The 16,971-nt window shown below is 73.4% G+C and carries 20 protein-coding genes; all 20 read right to left on the minus strand.

The features are described from left to right. The 20 genes from ACRAKH_RS32690 to ACRAKH_RS32785 all read right to left on the minus strand — a co-directional run bounded on the left by ACRAKH_RS32690 (nt 1) and on the right by ACRAKH_RS32785 (nt 16,938). Nucleotides 1–585, minus strand: a complete 585-nt coding sequence (locus ACRAKH_RS32690) for a TlpA disulfide reductase family protein (RefSeq protein ID WP_380721292.1) — start codon at nt 583–585, stop codon at nt 1–3. Continuing rightward, complete coding sequence (locus ACRAKH_RS32695) at nt 582–1,190, minus strand: histidine phosphatase family protein (RefSeq protein ID WP_380721289.1); 609 nt, start codon at nt 1,188–1,190, stop codon at nt 582–584. The genes ACRAKH_RS32690 and ACRAKH_RS32695 overlap by 4 nt, the downstream gene beginning before the upstream one ends. A 44-nt stretch (nt 1,191–1,234) precedes the next feature. Next, a complete protein-coding gene (gene hemL, locus ACRAKH_RS32700) occupies nt 1,235–2,539 on the minus strand; it encodes a glutamate-1-semialdehyde 2,1-aminomutase (protein WP_380721286.1) in 1,305 nt (434 codons plus the stop codon). A gap of 11 nt (nt 2,540–2,550) precedes the next feature. Beyond that, nucleotides 2,551–2,886 (minus strand): hypothetical protein, encoded by a 336-nt coding sequence (locus tag ACRAKH_RS32705; RefSeq protein ID WP_380721284.1) that lies wholly within the window; start codon nt 2,884–2,886, stop codon nt 2,551–2,553. Nucleotides 2,887–2,898: 12 nt separating this feature from the next. Beyond that, entirely contained in the window at nt 2,899–3,360 is a 462-nt protein-coding gene (locus ACRAKH_RS32710; RefSeq protein WP_380721281.1) for a hypothetical protein, read from the minus strand. After that, nucleotides 3,360–4,046, minus strand: coding sequence for a hypothetical protein (locus ACRAKH_RS32715; protein ID WP_380721278.1), 687 nt, complete (start codon nt 4,044–4,046; stop codon nt 3,360–3,362). The genes ACRAKH_RS32710 and ACRAKH_RS32715 overlap by 1 nt, the downstream gene beginning before the upstream one ends. Nucleotides 4,047–4,050: 4 nt before the next feature. After that, complete coding sequence (locus tag ACRAKH_RS32720) at nt 4,051–4,650, minus strand: hypothetical protein (RefSeq protein ID WP_380721275.1); 600 nt, start codon at nt 4,648–4,650, stop codon at nt 4,051–4,053. Between the two features lie 16 nt (nt 4,651–4,666). Then, nucleotides 4,667–5,068 (minus strand): hypothetical protein, encoded by a 402-nt coding sequence (locus tag ACRAKH_RS32725; RefSeq protein WP_380721272.1) that lies wholly within the window; start codon nt 5,066–5,068, stop codon nt 4,667–4,669. Next, entirely contained in the window at nt 5,065–5,607 is a 543-nt protein-coding gene (locus ACRAKH_RS32730; RefSeq protein WP_380721270.1) for a hypothetical protein, read from the minus strand. The genes ACRAKH_RS32725 and ACRAKH_RS32730 overlap by 4 nt, the downstream gene beginning before the upstream one ends. A 78-nt stretch (nt 5,608–5,685) precedes the next feature. Then, complete coding sequence (locus tag ACRAKH_RS32735) at nt 5,686–6,249, minus strand: hypothetical protein (protein ID WP_380721267.1); 564 nt, start codon at nt 6,247–6,249, stop codon at nt 5,686–5,688. A gap of 43 nt (nt 6,250–6,292) precedes the next feature. Beyond that, nucleotides 6,293–6,847: a hypothetical protein gene (locus ACRAKH_RS32740; RefSeq protein WP_380721264.1), complete on the minus strand. Its 555-nt coding sequence runs from the start codon at nt 6,845–6,847 to the stop codon at nt 6,293–6,295. Beyond that, nucleotides 6,844–7,821, minus strand: coding sequence for a porphobilinogen synthase (gene hemB, locus ACRAKH_RS32745; RefSeq protein WP_380721261.1), 978 nt, complete (start codon nt 7,819–7,821; stop codon nt 6,844–6,846). Before hemB ends, ACRAKH_RS32740 begins: the two co-directional genes overlap by 4 nt. Before the next feature lie 64 nt (nt 7,822–7,885). Beyond that, nucleotides 7,886–9,418 carry a bifunctional uroporphyrinogen-III C-methyltransferase/uroporphyrinogen-III synthase gene (locus ACRAKH_RS32750; protein WP_380721258.1) on the minus strand — a complete coding sequence of 511 codons (1,533 nt, stop codon included), beginning with the start codon at nt 9,416–9,418 and terminating at the stop codon, nt 7,886–7,888. Between the two features lie 14 nt (nt 9,419–9,432). After that, entirely contained in the window at nt 9,433–10,374 is a 942-nt protein-coding gene (gene hemC, locus ACRAKH_RS32755; RefSeq protein ID WP_380721256.1) for a hydroxymethylbilane synthase, read from the minus strand. Beyond that, nucleotides 10,371–11,714, minus strand: coding sequence for a glutamyl-tRNA reductase (locus ACRAKH_RS32760; protein WP_447009501.1), 1,344 nt, complete (start codon nt 11,712–11,714; stop codon nt 10,371–10,373). The genes hemC and ACRAKH_RS32760 overlap by 4 nt, the downstream gene beginning before the upstream one ends. Nucleotides 11,715–11,751: 37 nt before the next feature. Next, on the minus strand, nt 11,752–12,591 hold the full coding sequence (locus ACRAKH_RS32765; protein WP_380730284.1) for a redox-sensing transcriptional repressor Rex: 840 nt from the start codon (nt 12,589–12,591) through the stop codon (nt 11,752–11,754). Nucleotides 12,592–12,832: 241 nt separating this feature from the next. Next, nucleotides 12,833–13,504 (minus strand): fasciclin domain-containing protein, encoded by a 672-nt coding sequence (locus ACRAKH_RS32770; RefSeq protein WP_380730282.1) that lies wholly within the window; start codon nt 13,502–13,504, stop codon nt 12,833–12,835. Nucleotides 13,505–13,605: 101 nt separating this feature from the next. Next, nucleotides 13,606–15,108 carry a molybdopterin-dependent oxidoreductase gene (locus ACRAKH_RS32775; protein ID WP_447009502.1) on the minus strand — a complete coding sequence of 501 codons (1,503 nt, stop codon included), beginning with the start codon at nt 15,106–15,108 and terminating at the stop codon, nt 13,606–13,608. 118 nt (nt 15,109–15,226) lie between these two features. Next, nucleotides 15,227–15,463 (minus strand): glutaredoxin family protein, encoded by a 237-nt coding sequence (locus tag ACRAKH_RS32780; protein WP_380730055.1) that lies wholly within the window; start codon nt 15,461–15,463, stop codon nt 15,227–15,229. A 5-nt stretch (nt 15,464–15,468) separates the two neighbouring features. Continuing rightward, nucleotides 15,469–16,938, minus strand: a complete 1,470-nt coding sequence (locus tag ACRAKH_RS32785; protein ID WP_447009503.1) for an AMP-binding protein — start codon at nt 16,936–16,938, stop codon at nt 15,469–15,471. Nucleotides 16,939–16,971 lie beyond the last annotated feature (33 nt).

Below are 16,971 nucleotides of genomic sequence, written 5' to 3' on the forward strand. Positions count from 1 at the left end.
TCACGCCTCCGCGGACAGCTCCTTCACCAGCGGCAGCAGGTCGGACGCGATCACGCCGCCCAGGAACGCCGCCGCCACGCGGTGCTGCTTGTCCAGCACGAACGTGGACGGCACGGTGTTCGGCGGCAGGCCCCGGAACGACAGCATCGCGCGCCCCGACTCGTCGTAGATCGACGGGTAGCTGAGCTGCCGGTTCCGCATGAAGTCGCGCGGGCCCTCGGTCGAGTTCTCCTTGACGTCGACGCCGAGCACCTGCACGCCCAGCGGTCCCGCCTCGTCCTGCACCTTCTGCAGCTCCGGCGCCTCCGTGCGGCACGGCGGGCACCACGCGCCCCAGATGTTGACGACCACGACCTTGCCCGCGTAGTCGTCCAGCGAGATGGTCTTGCCGTCCTCCATGAGGCTCGGCCCGGTGAGGCCCTTGATGCCCTTGCGCTCGTCGCCGTCGTAGCGGAGCTTCGTCTCGCCGTTGGGCGCGACGAGCTGGAACTCCCCGCCGGCCACCACCGCGTCGTCACCGGTCGTGCACGCCGTGAGCGCCAGCAGCGCCGCCACCAGCGCCGCGACCGCGGTCCGCGCCCTCATGCCCCGGTCACCCGCGGGCTCGTCGCGCCGACCGGCTCGGTGTAGACCACCCGGACCAGCTGCTCGCCCTCGAACACCAGGCTCGTCAACGACGCCAGCGAGCACTCGCGGCGACGCGGGTCGTGCCACATCCGCTTGCCCTCCAGGAACCGGCGCAACGTCCAGATCGGCAGCTGGTGCGACACGCAGACGGCCTCGTGGCCCTCCGCCGCCAACCGGGCCCGCTGCACCGCGCCGAGCATCCGGTGCGCGATCTCCAGGTACGGCTCACCCCACGACGGCCGGAACGGGTTCACCAGCTTCGGCCAGTGCGACGGCGAGCGCAGCGCGCCGTCGCCGACGGCCACCTTCAAGCCCTCGAACTGGTTGTCCGCCTCGATCAGCCGCTCGTCGGTGGCCAGCTCCAGCCGGTGCGAGTCGGCGATCGGCGACGCGGTCTGCTGGGCCCGGTCCAGCGGCGACGCCACGACGTGGACGATGTCGTGGTCGGCCAGGTGCTCGGCCACCGTCAACGCCTGCTTCTGGCCCCGCTCGGAGAGCTTGAAGCCGGGCAGGCGGCCGTACAGGATGCCGGTCGGGTTGTGGACCTCGCCGTGCCGCAGCATGTGGACGACGGTCCGGGTCCCGCCGCCCGGAGGGGTGTTCCGGCTCACCGTGTCGCCTCCGGCCGTGTCGCCCCAGCGGCGGCGCGCGCGGCGTGCGGCAGGGCGTCCGCGATCACGTCGAAATCAGCGTCCGTCATGGCGGCGTTGACGAACCACGCCTCGAACGCGCTCGGCGGCGCGTACACGCCGCGCTCCAGCAGGGCGTGGAAGAACGGCGGGAACCGCCACGTCTCGGCGGCCTGCGCGCCCGCGTAGTCGGTGACCTCGTCGCCGGTGAAGAACACGCTGACCAGGTTGCCCGCGAACTGGACGCGGTGCCGGACGCCCGCCTCGGTGAGCGCGGCCGTGAACAGCGCGCCCAGGCGCGTGGCGTTGGCGTCCAGCGTGCGGTAGACGTCGTCCGTCGCGGCGCGCAGCGTGGCCAGGCCCGCCGCCACCGCGACCGGGTTCCCGGAGAGGGTGCCCGCCTGGTAGACCGGGCCGGCCGGGGCGAGCTTCGCCATCACGTCGGACCGGCCGCCGAACGCCGCCGCGGGCAGGCCGCCCGACATGACCTTGCCAAACGTGTACAGGTCGCCCTCGACGGCCTCGATGCCGTACCAGCCGGCGCGGGACACGCGGAACCCGGTCATGACCTCGTCCATGACGAGCAGCGCGCCGTTGGCCCGGCACAGCTCCTTCAGCTCGGCGTTGTGCTTCGGCGCGATCGCGCCCATGTTGCCCGCCGCGGCCTCCGTGATCACGCAGGCGATCTCGCCGTCGTGCTCGGCGAACGCCCGCCGGACGGCCTCGATGTCGTTGTACGGCAGCACGACGGTGTCCGCGGCCTGCGCGCCGGTGACGCCCGGCGACGTCGGCAGGCCCAGCGTGGCCACACCCGACCCGGCCTGGGCGAGCAGCGCGTCCACGTGGCCGTGGTAGCAGCCGGCGAACTTGACGACCTTGCGCCGCCCGGTGAACCCGCGGGCGAGCCGGATCGCGCTCATCGTGGCCTCGGTGCCCGAGTTGACGAGGCGGACCTGGTGCACGGGCGCGACCCGGTCGATGATCTCCTCGGCGAGCTCGATCTCGCCCTCGGTCGGCGTGCCGAAGGACAGGCCGTGCACGGCCGCCGCGCGCACCGCCTCGACCACGTCCGGGTGGGCGTGCCCGAGGATCATCGGGCCCCACGACGACACCAGGTCGACGTACCGGTTGCCGTCGGCGTCCCACAGGTGCGGGCCCTCGCCGCGGACCATGAACCTCGGCGTGCCGCCGACCGAGTGGAAGGCCCGGACCGGGGAGTTCACGCCACCGGGGATCACCGCCGTCGCGCGCTCGAACAGTTCCTGGGATCGCGTCGCTGTCACGGGGTCCAGTCTCACACGTCGGGTTCCTCGACCTGCTCCCGACCACGGGTGCGCACGGCGAGCAGGGTCTGGCGCAGGGCGTCGAGCAGCAGCACGCCGGCCGCCGTGGCCAGGGCCGCGGACGCGCCGATCCAGTTGCCCCTGAGCCGGGTCGACTCCAGCGGCGCGCGCCCGTCCACCGGGTAGCTGTAGTGCACGACACCCCGGTTCCAGCACCACACCGCCGCCGCGACGAGCAGCGCGGCGAGCACCACCTCCCCCACCGCGATGAGCCCCCGCTTCGGCTGGTGCAGCGCGGGCACGGCGGGGTCCGGCTCGGTCTCGGTGTCGACGGTGGCCGCAGTCACGTCCTCAGCTTCTCACGCGCCGGGTCCGGACCGCGCGTCACCACGCGCCGTGAGCAGCTTCGCCAGTTCGGCGCGCAACGCGTCCGCGTCCCGCGCCCAGCCCGTCACCACCGTGCCGTCGACGAGCCGGATCGGCACCGCCTCGGTGCCCCGCGGCACGTCCCAGCCGCCGCCCAGCACCTTCGCGCCGGCCCGGGGCTCCACGCCGGCGACCTCGGCGACGTCCCGGACGGCCAGCTCCTCCCGGCCCTGGTGCAGGGCGACGGGCGTGAGGCGCACGCCGTGCAGGCGCCGCCGTCCCTGCACCCACAGCGCCGTGGGCAGGGCCAGCAGCAGCGCCACCACGATCCACAGGGACGGCCGCACGGAGCCCGTCACGGCCTCGACCACCACCCCGCAGAGCGCGAACAGCGGGCCCCACAGCAGGGGCCACCAGGACGCGCCGGGCTCGGCGTACAGGGTCGGCTGGTCCACTACCCCACGTTCCCCGCGAAGTAGTGCCTGGTCCCCGGCAGGAAGCTGAACACGGCCGCCACCGCGGGCAGCACCAGCCGCGCCACGATCACCACCCACGACAGCACCTCGGTGTCGCCGTCCCGGGCCGCGACGATCGCGGTGGCCAGGGCCAGGACCCCGATCACCATGGACACGCCGCACAGACCGACCCGCGCGTGGTAGCTGCCGTTCAGGAAGAGCACCGCGGCCCACACGCCGGCGATCGCGACGCAGCCGGTGAAGAAGAGCGTCATCACCGTCCCGAACCAGGGGACGAACCCGCCCTCGGCGATCGACCGCAGCACCGTGCCCAGCGGCCACGACAGGGCCGCCAGCACCCAGAACGTGAACGCCACCATGACCACGCGGGGCCGGGCGACGGCCGTCGTCAGGTGGTCGACGCTGCGCATCTGCCCGGGGTACGCGGGCTGGGCCGACTGGTGGTGCGGCCCGGCCTGCGGGTACCGCGGCTGCGCCGGCGGGTAGTGCACGGGCTGCACCGGCTGCCCGTACGGGTCGAACGGCGGCGCGCCGAACGCCTGCCCCGGGAAGGGCTGACCCGAGGAAGGCTGACCCGGGAACGGCTGGCCGGGGGACGGCTGACCCGGGAACGGCTGACCCGGAAGGGGTCGCCCAGGAGGCTGTTCGGGCGGCGGCTGGGTCATCTCGTCACCGACTCACGTAGGCGTTGGACGGCGGCAGGAACATCGTCACCAGGCCGAGCAGGCACGCCGCGAGGTGCGCCAGCGACCACCCGAAGCCCACGCCCCAGTGCACGTACGGCATGTCGCCGGAGGCGAACATCAGCAGCACCAGCAGCGCGAACACCACGCCGAACCCGCCCAGCACCGCCAGCAGGACGCGGGCCCAGTTCCGCCCGGACCGCAGCTTGAACGCGGCGATCACGTACGGCACGGACAGCACCGCGAACCCGAACAGGACCATGACGGGCACGAACCGCGCGATGAAGGACGCGCCGGTGGGGGTCACCGGGTCGCCCTGGGCGACGGAGTCGCGCTCGATGTCGGCGGCCAGCAGGTCCAACCCCGTGTACATCAGGCCCGGCAGCACGAGCACCACCAGCACCGAGCCCGCGATCCAGGACCAGAACGCGCCGGTGATCGTCGCCGGACGGGGCAGCGGCACGTCACGTCCGTCCGCCGACGGCATCGGCGCGGGCCAGCCGTGACCGGGTGGCAGGGGCGCCTTCGGCTCTCCCGGCAGGTGGACCTGGTGGTAGGGCGAGGCGAACGGGTCGGGCTCGGACATGTGCTCTCCGCAGGGACTAGTGCTGCTTCACCCACTGTGCCGTACCGGGGAGCCACGTGAGCGCCAAACCGGCGGCCAGGAGCAACAACGTCACCAGGTTCACCGCGCTCGCGCCCGGCAGCACGATCCACAGCACGTGCAGCACGGCGACACCGGTGAGCACGCCCCGCGCCCACCGCCTGCCCCGCTTCAGCAGCCAGCCGAACAGGCCGTAGCCCACCGCGAACCCCACCGCGACGACGGTGAGCTGGGTGAGCAGGGCGGTCACGACCGCCGGGTCGTCGCCCGCGCGCCGGGCCGCGTCCTCCAACGAGCCCCGGCGCAACCACAGGTACGCGTTGGTGAGCAGCACGAACGCGCCGAGCGCGAACCAGGTGCCCACCGCGGCACGCACCACCGAGGGTGGCTGCGCGGTCATCCGGCCCGCTTGACGGCGTCGAAGTGCTGCTTGGTGGCGGGCAGGTGCAGCGTCACCATCGCCACGGCCACGACCAGGCCGGTCAGCAGGCCGAGCAGGGAGAAGCCCAGCACGTTGTAGACGAACACGAGCGCGCCCAGCACGGTGAGGGCGACCCGAGCCCACCCGCGGCCGGCTCGCGCCTTGACCGCGAAGAACGCCAGCAGACCGCCCATGACCAGGCCGAGGACGAGCAGGAACAGCAGGGACGCGGTCACCGCGGCCTGGAACTGCTCCTCGGTGAGGCCTTGCGTGCCGCCGGCGCGACGGGCGGCTTCGGTGGCCGACTCGCGCTGGGTCATCACCAGCAGGGACGTCAGGGCGACCAGGGCCGCGGCCGTGATCCACAGCCAGAAGGACAGGCGCAGTTCCTTGGGCTCCGACAGCGCTTGCGGCGCCTCGGGGGGACCGCCGGCCTGCCCGTACCCGCCCACCGGGGGCGACCCCGGCGCGTACGGCTGCTGCGGTGGCAGGTGCTCGGGGTCCTGAGGGGTCGTCACGCCCGAAAACGCTAGGGCGGGCGGGGTCCGCTGTCCACCGCGACAGGCGGTGGACAGCGGACCTGTGACCTCGTGGGGTCAGCTGGCCTTGAAGTAGTAGTTCGAGTCGGACTTGAACATGAACACGATGGCCCCGATGATCGCGACCAGCGAGACGACCACGAACAGCGCCTGGAGCACGCCGAGGAAGCCGATGCTGAACAGGATGCCGATCAGGAGCAGGCTGAGCAGGTTGCCGATGACGGCCAGGCCACCCAGCACGGTCAGCAGGATGCGGGCCCAGTTCGCGCCCTTGCGCATCTGCATGACGACCAGGATCCACACCACGGTGAGGATGAGGCTGAAGACCGTGCCGCCGTAGCTGGGCTCGACGGACGTGGCGGGCAGGCCCGCCGCCTCCAGGGTCTCCCGCGCGATCTCCTCGGCGGTCAGGAAGCTGATCAGGTTGCTGATGATGCCGATACCCGCGGCGACCAGCCACAGCATGTACGCGGTGTCGACCGACTTCGGCCGGGCGGGCGCGCGCAGCTCGCTCTCGTTCAGCGGCGGCGCGGACGGCGGGTAGCCGCCGGGCTGCTGCGGGTAGCCGCCGGGCTGCTGCGGCTGGCCGCCCTGGTTGTACGGGTCGTTCGGAGTGGTCATGCGAGGGACCGTAGGAGTGATACGGGTTCCCGTCGACCGGAAATCACAATCCGTTAGCTACCTGTGGTGGCTTCGCGCTGACCGAACGCACTGATCTGAAATACCCGGAAACTGATGGCAAGTACATCAAGACGACCGCCACGCCGTCGATGACCATCGTGACCACGCCGAACGCGAGGTCGACCGGGCTCACGACCAGGCCGAACGCCGTCGCGAACCCGGAGCCCACGGCGATGAGCCGGACGAAGCCGAGGAAGATCCCGGCGCCCGCCAGCACGGTCAGCAGCACCCGCGCCCAGTTCCGCCCGGACGCCATCCGGTTCGCCAGCAGCGTGTACACCAGCACCAACGCCGCGGCGATGAGGAGGCCGAACACGATGCCGCCGGTCGCCGCCGCGTCCAGCTCGTCCTGGCCCAGCTCCGGCTGCCGCGCGCGCAGCTCGCGGATCAGCATCTCCCGGTCGGACAGCTGCACCAGGAACCGGGTCATGCCGACCACGGCGCTGAGGACGAACAGCCACCGCGCCAGGTCGATCAACTTCGGCGGCACGGGCTTCGGCGGCTTGGACTTCTTCGGCGAGGTCATCGGCGAGGTCATCCGCGGTCCAGCCAGCCCGCCGCCTCGACGGCCCAGTAGGTCAGCACGACGTCCGCGCCGGCCCGCCGGATCGACGTGAGCGTCTCCAGCACGGTCCGCTCGCGGTCGATCCACCCGTTGCGGGCGGCGGCCTCGACCATCGCGTACTCGCCGGAGATCTGGTACGCGGCGACCGGCACGTCCGACACCTCGGCGACGGCCTTGACCACGTCCAGGTACGGCAGCGCGGGCTTGACCATGACCATGTCCGCGCCCTCGGCGAGGTCCAGCGCGACCTCGCGCAACGCCTCGCGGACGTTCGCCGGGTCCTGCTGGTAGGTCTTGCGGTCGCCCTGGAGCTGCGACTCGACCGCGTCCCGGAACGGCCCGTACAGCGCCGACGCGTACTTGGCGCTGTAGGCGAGCACGCCGGTGTCGGTGTGGCCGGCCTCGTCCAGCGCGGCGCGGATGAACCCGATCTGGCCGTCCATCATCCCGCTGGGGCCGACCACGTGGGCGCCCGCGCGCGCCTGGGCCACGGCCATCTCGCCGTAGACCTCCAGCGTGGCGTCGTTGTCCACGGCGCCGTCGGGGGTGAGCACGCCGCAGTGGCCGTGGTCGGTGAACTCGTCGAGGCAGCAGTCCGACATGAGCACGGTCGCGTCGCCCAGCTCGGACCGCAGGTCGCGCAGCGCCGCGTTGAGGATGCCGTCCGGATCGGTCGCGCCGGACCCGACCGCGTCGCGCTCGGCGGGCACGCCGAACAGCATCAGCCCGCCGACGCCCGCCTGCACCGCCTCGACCGCGGCCTTGCGCAGCGACTCGCGGGTGTGCTGGAGGACGCCCGGCATGCTCTTGATCTCGGTCGGCGCGTCCGCGCCCTCCTTGACGAACATGGGCAGCACGAGCTGGCGCGGTCGCACGGTCGTCTCGCTGACGAGGCGGCGCATGGCCGGCGTGGTGCGCAGGCGGCGGGGGCGGTGGGCTGGGAACACGGCGGTACTCCCTGGAACGAGGTCGGGGCCGCCACGAAGGCGGCCCCGACTCACTTCGAGCTTCTTACGAGCGGCGCAGGCGCTTGGTCTTGCGCGGCGGCGGCAACGCGCCCTCCGCCCGCAACCTCGCGGCGTGCTGCGCCAGGGCGTCCACCAGGGCCGGGACGTTGGCGTCCTCGGGCTGCACGTCGACCCGGAGGCCGAACTCGCGCGCCGTCTCCGCCGTCTGCGGCCCGATGCACGCCACCAGCGTGCGGGCGTGCGGCTTGCCCGCGATGCCGACCAGGTTCCGGACCGTGGACGACGAGGTGAAGCACACCGCGTCGAACCCGCCGGACTTGATCATCTCGCGGGTGTCCGCGGGCGGCGGCGCCGCCCGGACGGTCCGGTAGGCCGTCACGTCGTCGATCTCCCAGCCGCGTTCCCGCAGGCCCGCCGCCAGGGTCTCGGTGGCGATGTCGGCCCGCGGCAGCAGCACCCGGTCGACCGGGTCGAGGATGTCGTCGTACGGCGGGAAGTCGGCCAGCAGGCCCTCGGACGACTGCTCGCCGCTCGGCACGAGCTCGGGGATGATCCCGAACGAGCGCACCTTCGCCGCCGTGGACTCGCCCACGCAGGCGATCTTCACGCCGGAGAACGCGCGGGCGTCGAGCCCGAACTCGCGGAACTTCTCCCACACCGCGCGGACGGCGTTCGTCGACGTGAACACCACCCACTGGTAGCGGCCGTCGACCAGGCCCTTCACCGAGCGCTCCATCTGCGCCGGGCTGCGCGGCGGCTCGACCGAGATGGTCGGCACCTCCACCGGGATCGCGCCGTGCGAGTGCAGCCGGTCGCTCATCGCGCCCGCCTGCTCCTTCGTCCGCGGCACGAGCACGCGCCAGCCGTACAGGGCCCGCGACTCCCACCAGGACAGCTTGGGACGACCGGCGACCGCGGCGCCGACCGTGACGACCAGCGGGCCGCCCAGGTCGCCCGCGTCGGCGGCGAGCGAGGCCAGCGTGGTGTCGACGGTGCGCTGGCCGAAGCCGGTGCCGTCGCACGTCACCGCGACCGGGGTCTGCGGCGCCACGCCGTTCTCGACCAGCGAGGACGCGGCCTCCGCGAGGTGGCCGCCGGTGGCGTGCAGCACGAGCGTGCCGGGCGCGGCGGCGAGGCCGGCCCAGTCCACGACACCGCGGACGTCGGCCTCGGTGTGCACCGCGCCCAACGCCACCCCGGCGTAGGCGGGCACCGCGGTGCCGGCGGGCACGCCCGGCACCACGTCGAACGCGATCGTGGTGCGGGAGACGGCCTGCGCCTCCTTCACCACCGAGTCCTGGGTCAGCGGGTCACCGGCCACCAGCCGCACCACGGCGTGGCCGTTCTTCGCCTCGGCGACCAGGTCCTTCGCCACGTCGGCGGGGTCGCCCACGGCGGGCCGGACCTCGACGCCGTCGGGTACCAGCGCCACCACCTCGGCCGGGACGTCCGGGTCCGTGACCACCAGCTCCGCCTTGTGGAGCAGGTCTCGGGCCCGGACCGTGAGCAGCCCGGTGTCGCCCGGACCTGAGCCGACGAACGCGACTCGGCCGGGGGTCTTGCGTGCGCGGGTCATCAGGGCACTCCCCATCAACTACGCCCCGCCGGCGACGCGGTGGCGTGGCCGGAGAGGTCGAGCAACTCGGCGGCCAGCGCGCGGCCGAGTTCCTCTGCTGCGGTCAAGTCACCGGTGGCGGACGCACGGAGGAGGTCGCCGTCCTCCGTCGCCATGACCCCGCGCAGGGACAGGCGGAGAACCACGTCCCCCTCGTCGCTGAGGTCTTCCACCACATCGGCCAGTGCGCCGACCGGCGCGCTGCAACCCGCTTCGAGCGCGGCCAACAAGGCGCGCTCGGCGGCGACAGCGGCCCTGCTGGCCGAATCGTCCAGAGTGGACTGGAGCAGGTGCTCGGTGTCGACGTCGTCGACCCGGCACTCCACTGCGAGGGCGCCCTGTGCGGGCGCGGGGAGCATCTGGATGGGCTCCAAGGTCTCGGTGATCTCGGCGGTGCGGCCGAGGCGGGCGATGCCGGCGCGGGCCAGCACGACGGCGTCCAGCTCGCCGTCGGCCACCTTGCGGATGCGGCTGTCGACGTTGCCGCGCAACGGGACGACCTCGATGCCGAGGCCGAGCGCGTCGAGCTGCGCGGCGCGGCGCGGCGAGCCGGTGCCCACCTTCGCGCCGGTGGGCAGTTCGCCCAGGGTCAGGCCGTCGCGGGCGACCAGCGCGTCGCGCGGGTCCTCGCGGGGCGGCACGGCGGCCAGCGACAGGCGCGGGTCGCGGGCGGTGGGCAGGTCCTTGTACGAGTGGACGGCCACGTCGATCTCACCGTTGGCCAGCGCGTCGCGCAGCGCCGAGGTGAACACGCCGATGCCGATCTCGGCGATGGGGGCGGACGAGCGGTCGCCCGGGGTGGAGATCGTGACGATCTCCACGTCGGCGCCCGCCGCGCGCAGCGCGTCGGCCACGTGGCCGGTCTGCGCGAGCGCGAGGGCGCTGCCGCGGGTGCCGATCCTCAGGGTGCGGTTCACCGCTTCTCACCTTTGGGTTGCGTCGAATGGGGTGTGCTGACGGCGGACGGCGCCTGCGGGTCGAGCCCGAACAGCTCGCGCAGCGCCTCGGCGTAGCCGGCGCCCCCCGGCGCGGCGGCCAGCTCCTTCACCCGCACGGTGGGGGTGTGCAGCAGCTTGTCCACCACCCGGCGCACGGTCTTGGCCAGCTCGTCGCGCACCGCGCCGTCCAGCTCGGGCAGCCGGGAGTCGAGCCGCAGCAGCTCGGCGTCCACGACCTCGGCGGCGCGCTTGCGCAGTGCCGTCACGGTGGGCGTGACCCCGGCCGAGCGCTGCCCGGCCAGGTAGGCGCGGACCTCCTCGGCCACGATCTCCGCCGCGCGCAGCGTGCCCTGCCCGGTCGGGGCGTCGGACAGCCTGCGCTGGAGGGTCTCCAGGTCGACCACGCGGACGCCGTCGAGCAGCGCCGCGGCCGGGTCGACGTCCTTGGGCAGGCCGAGGTCGCAGACGACCAGCGGCCGGTCGGGCTCGCGGTCGCCGATCAGCTCGGCGCCGACGACCGTGCCGACCGAGCCGGTGCAGGCGAACAGCACGTCGGCCTTCGCGATCTCGTCGGACAGCCGGTCGAGGCCGGTCGAGGTGGCGGGGACGCCGTCCGCGCGCAGCGCCGTGGCGAGGCGCGCGCCGTTGGCGGCGGTCCGGTTGGCGATGACGACCTCGCCGATGCCCGCGCGGCGCAGGTGGGCGGCGGCCAGGCCGCCCATGGACCCGGCGCCGACGATGAGGGCCTTGCGGCCGTCGAGGCCCGCCGCGCCGCCCGAGGCGCGCCGCAGCGCGTCGTCCGCGTCCCGCAGCGCCTCGGAGACGACCGACGCGCCGGCGTGGTCGATGTCGGTGTCGGTGTGCACGCGCTTGCCGACCCGCAGCGCGTGCTGGACCAGCTCGTGCAGGGTGCGGCCGACCACGCCCGCCTCGTCGGCGGCGTTGTAGGCGTTGCGCAGCTGGCCCAGGATCTGGGCCTCGCCGACGACCATCGAGTCGAGGCCGCCCGCCACGGAGAACAGGTGCTCGACCGCGGCGGCGGAGTAGTGCACGTAGAGGTGCTCGAACAGCTCGGCGGGCTCCGCGCCCGCCTGGCGGGCCAGGACCTCGACGACCTCGTTCATGCCGCCGTGGAACGTCTCGACGACCGCGTACACCTCGACCCGGTTGCAGGTCGACAGCAGCACGGCCTCGGACACGCTCGGCGACTTCAGCAGCTGGTCGAGGACCTTGCCGCGGTCGGCGTCGGCCACGGCGACGCGTTCCAGCACGGGAACCGGGGTGGTCCGGTGGGACAGACCGACGACGAGCACGCTCATGCGACCGCCACCACCGTTCGGCTCACTACCCGCACGATCACGGGCGAATCACCACCCCGTCCACACCGATGCCGTTGACCACGTCACTGGCGGCTTCGTCAGCCCGCCGCGCGACGTGGAACGACAGGATCTGCATCTCGACCGCCAGGTCGACCTTGCGCACTTCGACGTAGTCCGGCACTTGGAGCACGACGGGTGCGAAGTTCAGGATGCACTGGACTCCGGCGGATACCAAACGGTCGCAGACGGCCTGAGCTGCCTGCGGGGGTGTCGCGATGACCCCGATCGACACCTCGCGTTCCGCGCAGACGGACGTGATGTCGTCGATGTGGTCGACCGGGATGCCGCCTACCGGCACTCCCGTCAGGTCGGGGTCGATGTCGAACAGCGCGGCGACCGGGAAGCCCCGGCTCGGGAAGCCGCCGTAGTTCGCCAGCGCGTGACCAAGATTACCGATCCCGACGACCGCCACGGAGTGCTTGCGGGTGAGGCCGAGGATGCGCTCGATGTGGCTCACCAGCACCTCGACGTCGTACCCGACGCCGCGCGTGCCGTACGAGCCGATGTAGGAGAGGTCCTTGCGGAGCTTCGCCGAGTTGACGCCGGCCGCGCCCGCGAGTTCCTCGCTGGAGATGGTCGTCACACCCTGCTCGGCCATGCCGGAGAGGACGCGGAGGTAGACCGCGAGCCGCGCCACCGCCGCCTCGGGGATCGCGCGTGCCCGCTCCCGGACGTCGGCGGGCGCTTCGGCCCCGTCCCGGCTCGCCCCGTCCCGGCTCGACCTCTCCGGGCTGGACCCGACCGGCCTGGACCCCGCTGGGCTGGACCCTTGTGGGCGGGTCACGACACCGTCACCCTCGCCCCGCTGAGCCGCCACGCTGGTACTCCTCGACATCCGTCGCACTGACCCGCCGGGTACCGCCACCAGCGGAGTGATGCGCCCACCGTACCGCTTGTGAACGCTTGCACAAAGTTGATGCGCCGGACCCCGGCGGCTTCGTCAGCTCGGGTGACGGCGTGGTGCTCCCCCATGGACATCCCCCCGTCGAACAAGTGAGCCGCGCCGCCCCGTGGATACGGGGGACGCGGCTCACCATGGGGTGAATCCGTGCGTCAGCTCACGCGGCGGGCGGCGTGAGGACCTTGCCGATGACGAACACGGTGGCGTTCGCGGTCGGGATGTTGCCGCACAGCACCGGGGCGCCGTTGACGGTCATCGTGTCGCCGCTGCCGGCGATGGTGAGCTTCTGGCCGAGCAGGCTGTCCACCGAGCCGGCGCCCTCCAGGCCCTTGGCGTCGTAGCGCGTGCCGACCACGTGGTACTTCAGGATGTCGCCCAGCACGGCCGGCTGGCCCGCCAGCTCGGCGAACTTCGCGTCGCCCAGCTCGGCGAACGCGCCGTCGTAGGGCGCGAACACCGTGATGGCCTTCTGGCTGTTCAGCGTGTCGCCGAGGCCGGCCGCGCCGACCGCCGCGACGAGCTTGGTGAGCAGCGGGTTGTTGGACGCGGCGGTGGCGACGGGGTCGGTCACCATGCCCTGGAGCGAGCCCTTGTTCGCGGGGTCGCTCGGCACCTGGGCGCAGCCGGGGCCGAACACGTCGGTCGTCTTGGTCACGCCGTCGGCCATGGCGGTCTCGGAGGGGGTGCTCTCCGGGGTGGTGGGCGCCGCCTCGGTCGTCGTGGTGGCGCCGCCGCCGGACGACGCGGTGTCGCCGCCGCCACCGCAGGCGGCGAGCGAGAGGGTGGCTGCGGCGATGGCGCCGACGATGGCGAGCTTGGGGTTCCGCACTGGGATCACTCCTCGGTGTTTACCTTTTCGGTAGTCACTAAGACCTTCGGCGTGACTGACGATCCGGTTCGACCCACTTCGGAAAAACCTGTCCGAGCGTCCTAGCGCACCGTGAAGAAGATCGAGTGCCACCCGGTCGCGCCGTCCGGGATCGGGGCGAGCCGGGCCTGCGGCTGGGTGAGCCCGGCCTTGTCCGTGGCACGTGACTCGATCGTGTGGCCGCCCGCGGGGAGGTCCAGCTCGACCCGCCACATGCGCCACGTCGAGCCGTTGACCTCGGCGGACAGCGCGGCGGTCCGCCACGGGCCGCCGTCGACCCGCACCTCCACCTTCGCCACGCCGGTGGGTTGCGCCCACGCCACGCCGGTCGCCACGACACGGCCGGACACCGTGGACAGGCCCTCGGGGCGGTCGATCCGGGACATCACCTTCACCGGGGCCTTCTGCGCCCAGTCGCGCTGCAGCCAGTACGACCGCTTCGCCGCGAACGTCGTCAGCTCCAGGTCGACGACCCACTTCGTGGCCGACACGAACCCGTACAGGCCGGGGACGACCAGGCGCGCGGGGAACCCGTGCTCCAGCGGCAGCGGCTCGCCGTTCATGCCCAGCGCGATCAGCGCGCCCCGGTCCTCCTCCAGCACGACGTCCACCGGCGACCCGGCCGTCCAGCCGTCGACGCTGGTCGAGAACAGCTGGTCCGCGCCGTCGCGGACACCCGCCTCCAGCAGCACGTCCCGCAGCGGCACGCCGACGAAGTTCGCGGTGGAGATGTACGGCCCGCCGACCTCGTTGGACACGCACACCATGCTGACGGTGCGCTCGACCAGGTCACGGCGGCGCAGGTCGTCGTAGCGGAGGTTCAGCTCGCGGTCGACCAGGCCGTGCACGCGCAGCACCCAGTCCTCGGCGCGCAGCCGCGGCACGCTCAGCGCCGTGTCGACCCGGTAGAAGTCGGCGTTCGGCGTGAGGAAGCGGGGCGTGCCCTCGGCGGCGAAGTCCGCGCCCGCCGGGATGGGCGGCGCGGGCGTGGCGGGCTTCAGCTCGCCGACGGCCCGGCGCGACGCCTCCACGTCCACCCGGCCGCCCAGGAACTGCCCGCCGAGGCCCGCGAGGCCGGCCCCGACCGCCGTCGCGCCGGAGGCGATCAGGAACGTGCGCCTGCCGCCGTTCGCGGCGGCCGGCGCCGTGGCCGCGTGGTGCAGCCACCGGAACACGACGACGCCCGCGACCAGGCTCGCGACGGGCGCGAGGATGCCGAGCTGCCCCAGGTCCGGTCGGTACAGCACGGCGCCGACGCCGAGCAGCCCGAGGCCGACCGCCAGCACCGTGCCCGGCAGCGGCGAGCGGCGGGACAGCAGCCCCGCGACGGCCGCCAGGGCCAGCAGCACGCCCGCCATGCCGAGCAGCAGCACGAGCTTGTCGTAGGTGCCGAACGTCCGGACCGCGAAGTCCTTGAGGAAGCTCGGCGTGAAGTCGATCGCGGTGTTGCCCACCGCGAGGAACGGCGACGCCGAGGGCCCGACCACCCCCGCGACGAGGTGTCCGGCCGCGAGGGCGGCGGCCACGCCGAGGATTCCGATGAGGGCGGCGGTCCAGCGCTTCATGGGGTTGATTCGACACCCGGCCCGATCCGGTTCACCGAATCCGTAAGCGGCCGGTAATCCGACCCCGCGCCGCGCCCGCCGACCCGACCCCCGGAGACCTCGCCCGGCGGCCCGGCGGTCAGGCGAGGGCGGCGCGCAGGCGGTCCTCCTCGACCTCCCAGTACCCGTGCTCCTCGCCGTCGACCAGGATCACCGGCACCCGGTCGCCGTACTCGGCGCGAAGCTCGCGGTCCGCGTCGACGTCCTGGACGTCCCACGGCACGCCCAGCTCGCCGCAGATCCGCTCCAGGTCCGCCTTGGCCTGCTCGCAGGCGTGGCAGTCGACCCGGCTCATCAAGGTCACGTGGTGGCTCACGGCGTTCAGGCTAGGGGCAGCCGCAGCCGGGCCCGCGCCAGCTTCCCGGTCGGCGAGTGCGGCAGCGCGGTGGCGAACTCCACCACGGTCGGCACCTTGAACTTCGCCAGCCGCCCGGCGCAGTGGTCCTTCACCGCGTCCTCGGTCAGCTCCGCGCCCTCGGCGGGCACGACGACGACCTTCACGGACTCGCCGGTCCGCTCGTCCGGCACGCCGACCGCCGCCGACTCCGCCACGCCGTCCAGCTCGGCGAGCACCTGCTCGACCTCGTGCGGGTAGACGTTGAAGCCGTTGACGATGATCAGGTCGCCCGCCCGGTCCACGAGGTGCAGGTCGCCGTCCTCGTCGAGGTAGCCGACGTCGCCGGTGCGGAACCAGCCCTCGGCGTCCGGGCCGTGCGCGCCGTCCGGCCAGTACCCGCTGAACAGGTTCGGGCCCCTCGCCGCGACCAGGCCCGTGCCGGGCTCGTCCTCGTCCAGGTCGAGCGGCCGGCCGTCGGTGTCGACCAGTCGCACCTCCACGCCGGGCAGCGCGCGGCCGACCGAACCCGGCTTCGGCGCGCCTCCCGCCAGGGTCGTGGTGAGCACCGGCCCCGTCTCGGTCAGCCCGTAGCCCTCGTAGACGGGCAGGCCGACCGCGTCGCGCACGGCGTCCAGCAGGCCGGGCGCGAGCGGCGCGGCGCCGGACGTGAACAGGCGGACCGTGGCCAGGTCCTCGCGCAGCCGCTCGACCGGCTGGGCCAGGATCGCCGCGTACATCGGCGGCACGCCCACCAGCGTGGTCACCCGGTGCTCGCGGATCGCCGTCAGCGCCTGGTCCGGGTCGAACCGCTCCAGCAGCACGGCCGTCGCGCCCGCGCCCGCGACCTGGAGCAGGCCGGGGCCGAGCCCGTAGACGTGGAACAGGGGCAGCGCCAGCAGCACCCGGTCGCCCGCCGTCACCGGCGCGGGCCGCAGCGACGCGCACTGCTCGACGTTGGCCAGCAGCGCCCGGTGCGACAGCATCGCGCCGCGCGGCGAGCCGGACGTGCCGGAGGTGTACCCGAGGACGGCCAGGTCGTCGCCGGAGCCGATGGCGGCGAACTCCTCGCCCGGCTCCATCGCGGGCGGGGGCAGCACCTCGACGTCCGCGCCGGCGCCGTCGCCGACCAGCAGCTTCGCGCCGCTGTCCGCGACGAGCCGCTGCAGCTCGCGGACGGGCTGGCCGGCGCCGGCGGGCACCAGCACGCCACCCGCGCGGAGCACCCCGAACACGGCGACGCAGAACGCGGGACCGGTGGGCAGCCGCACGACGACCCGGTCGCCCGGTTGGACACCCGCGCGGACCAGCCGGTGCGCCTCGCCGTCCACGGCGGCGTCGAATTCGTCCCAGGTGTAGCTGTTCGCAGTCGTGACATCGACCAGTGCGACGTGCTTGGGTCCACGGTGCGCGGAGCCGCGAACCAGGTCGGCGATGTTGCTTGCGGAAGCGGCCAACGTGACCTCCTGGTGAACCACAGCGGACCTCAG

Source organism: Saccharothrix hoggarensis, from assembly GCF_052936025.1.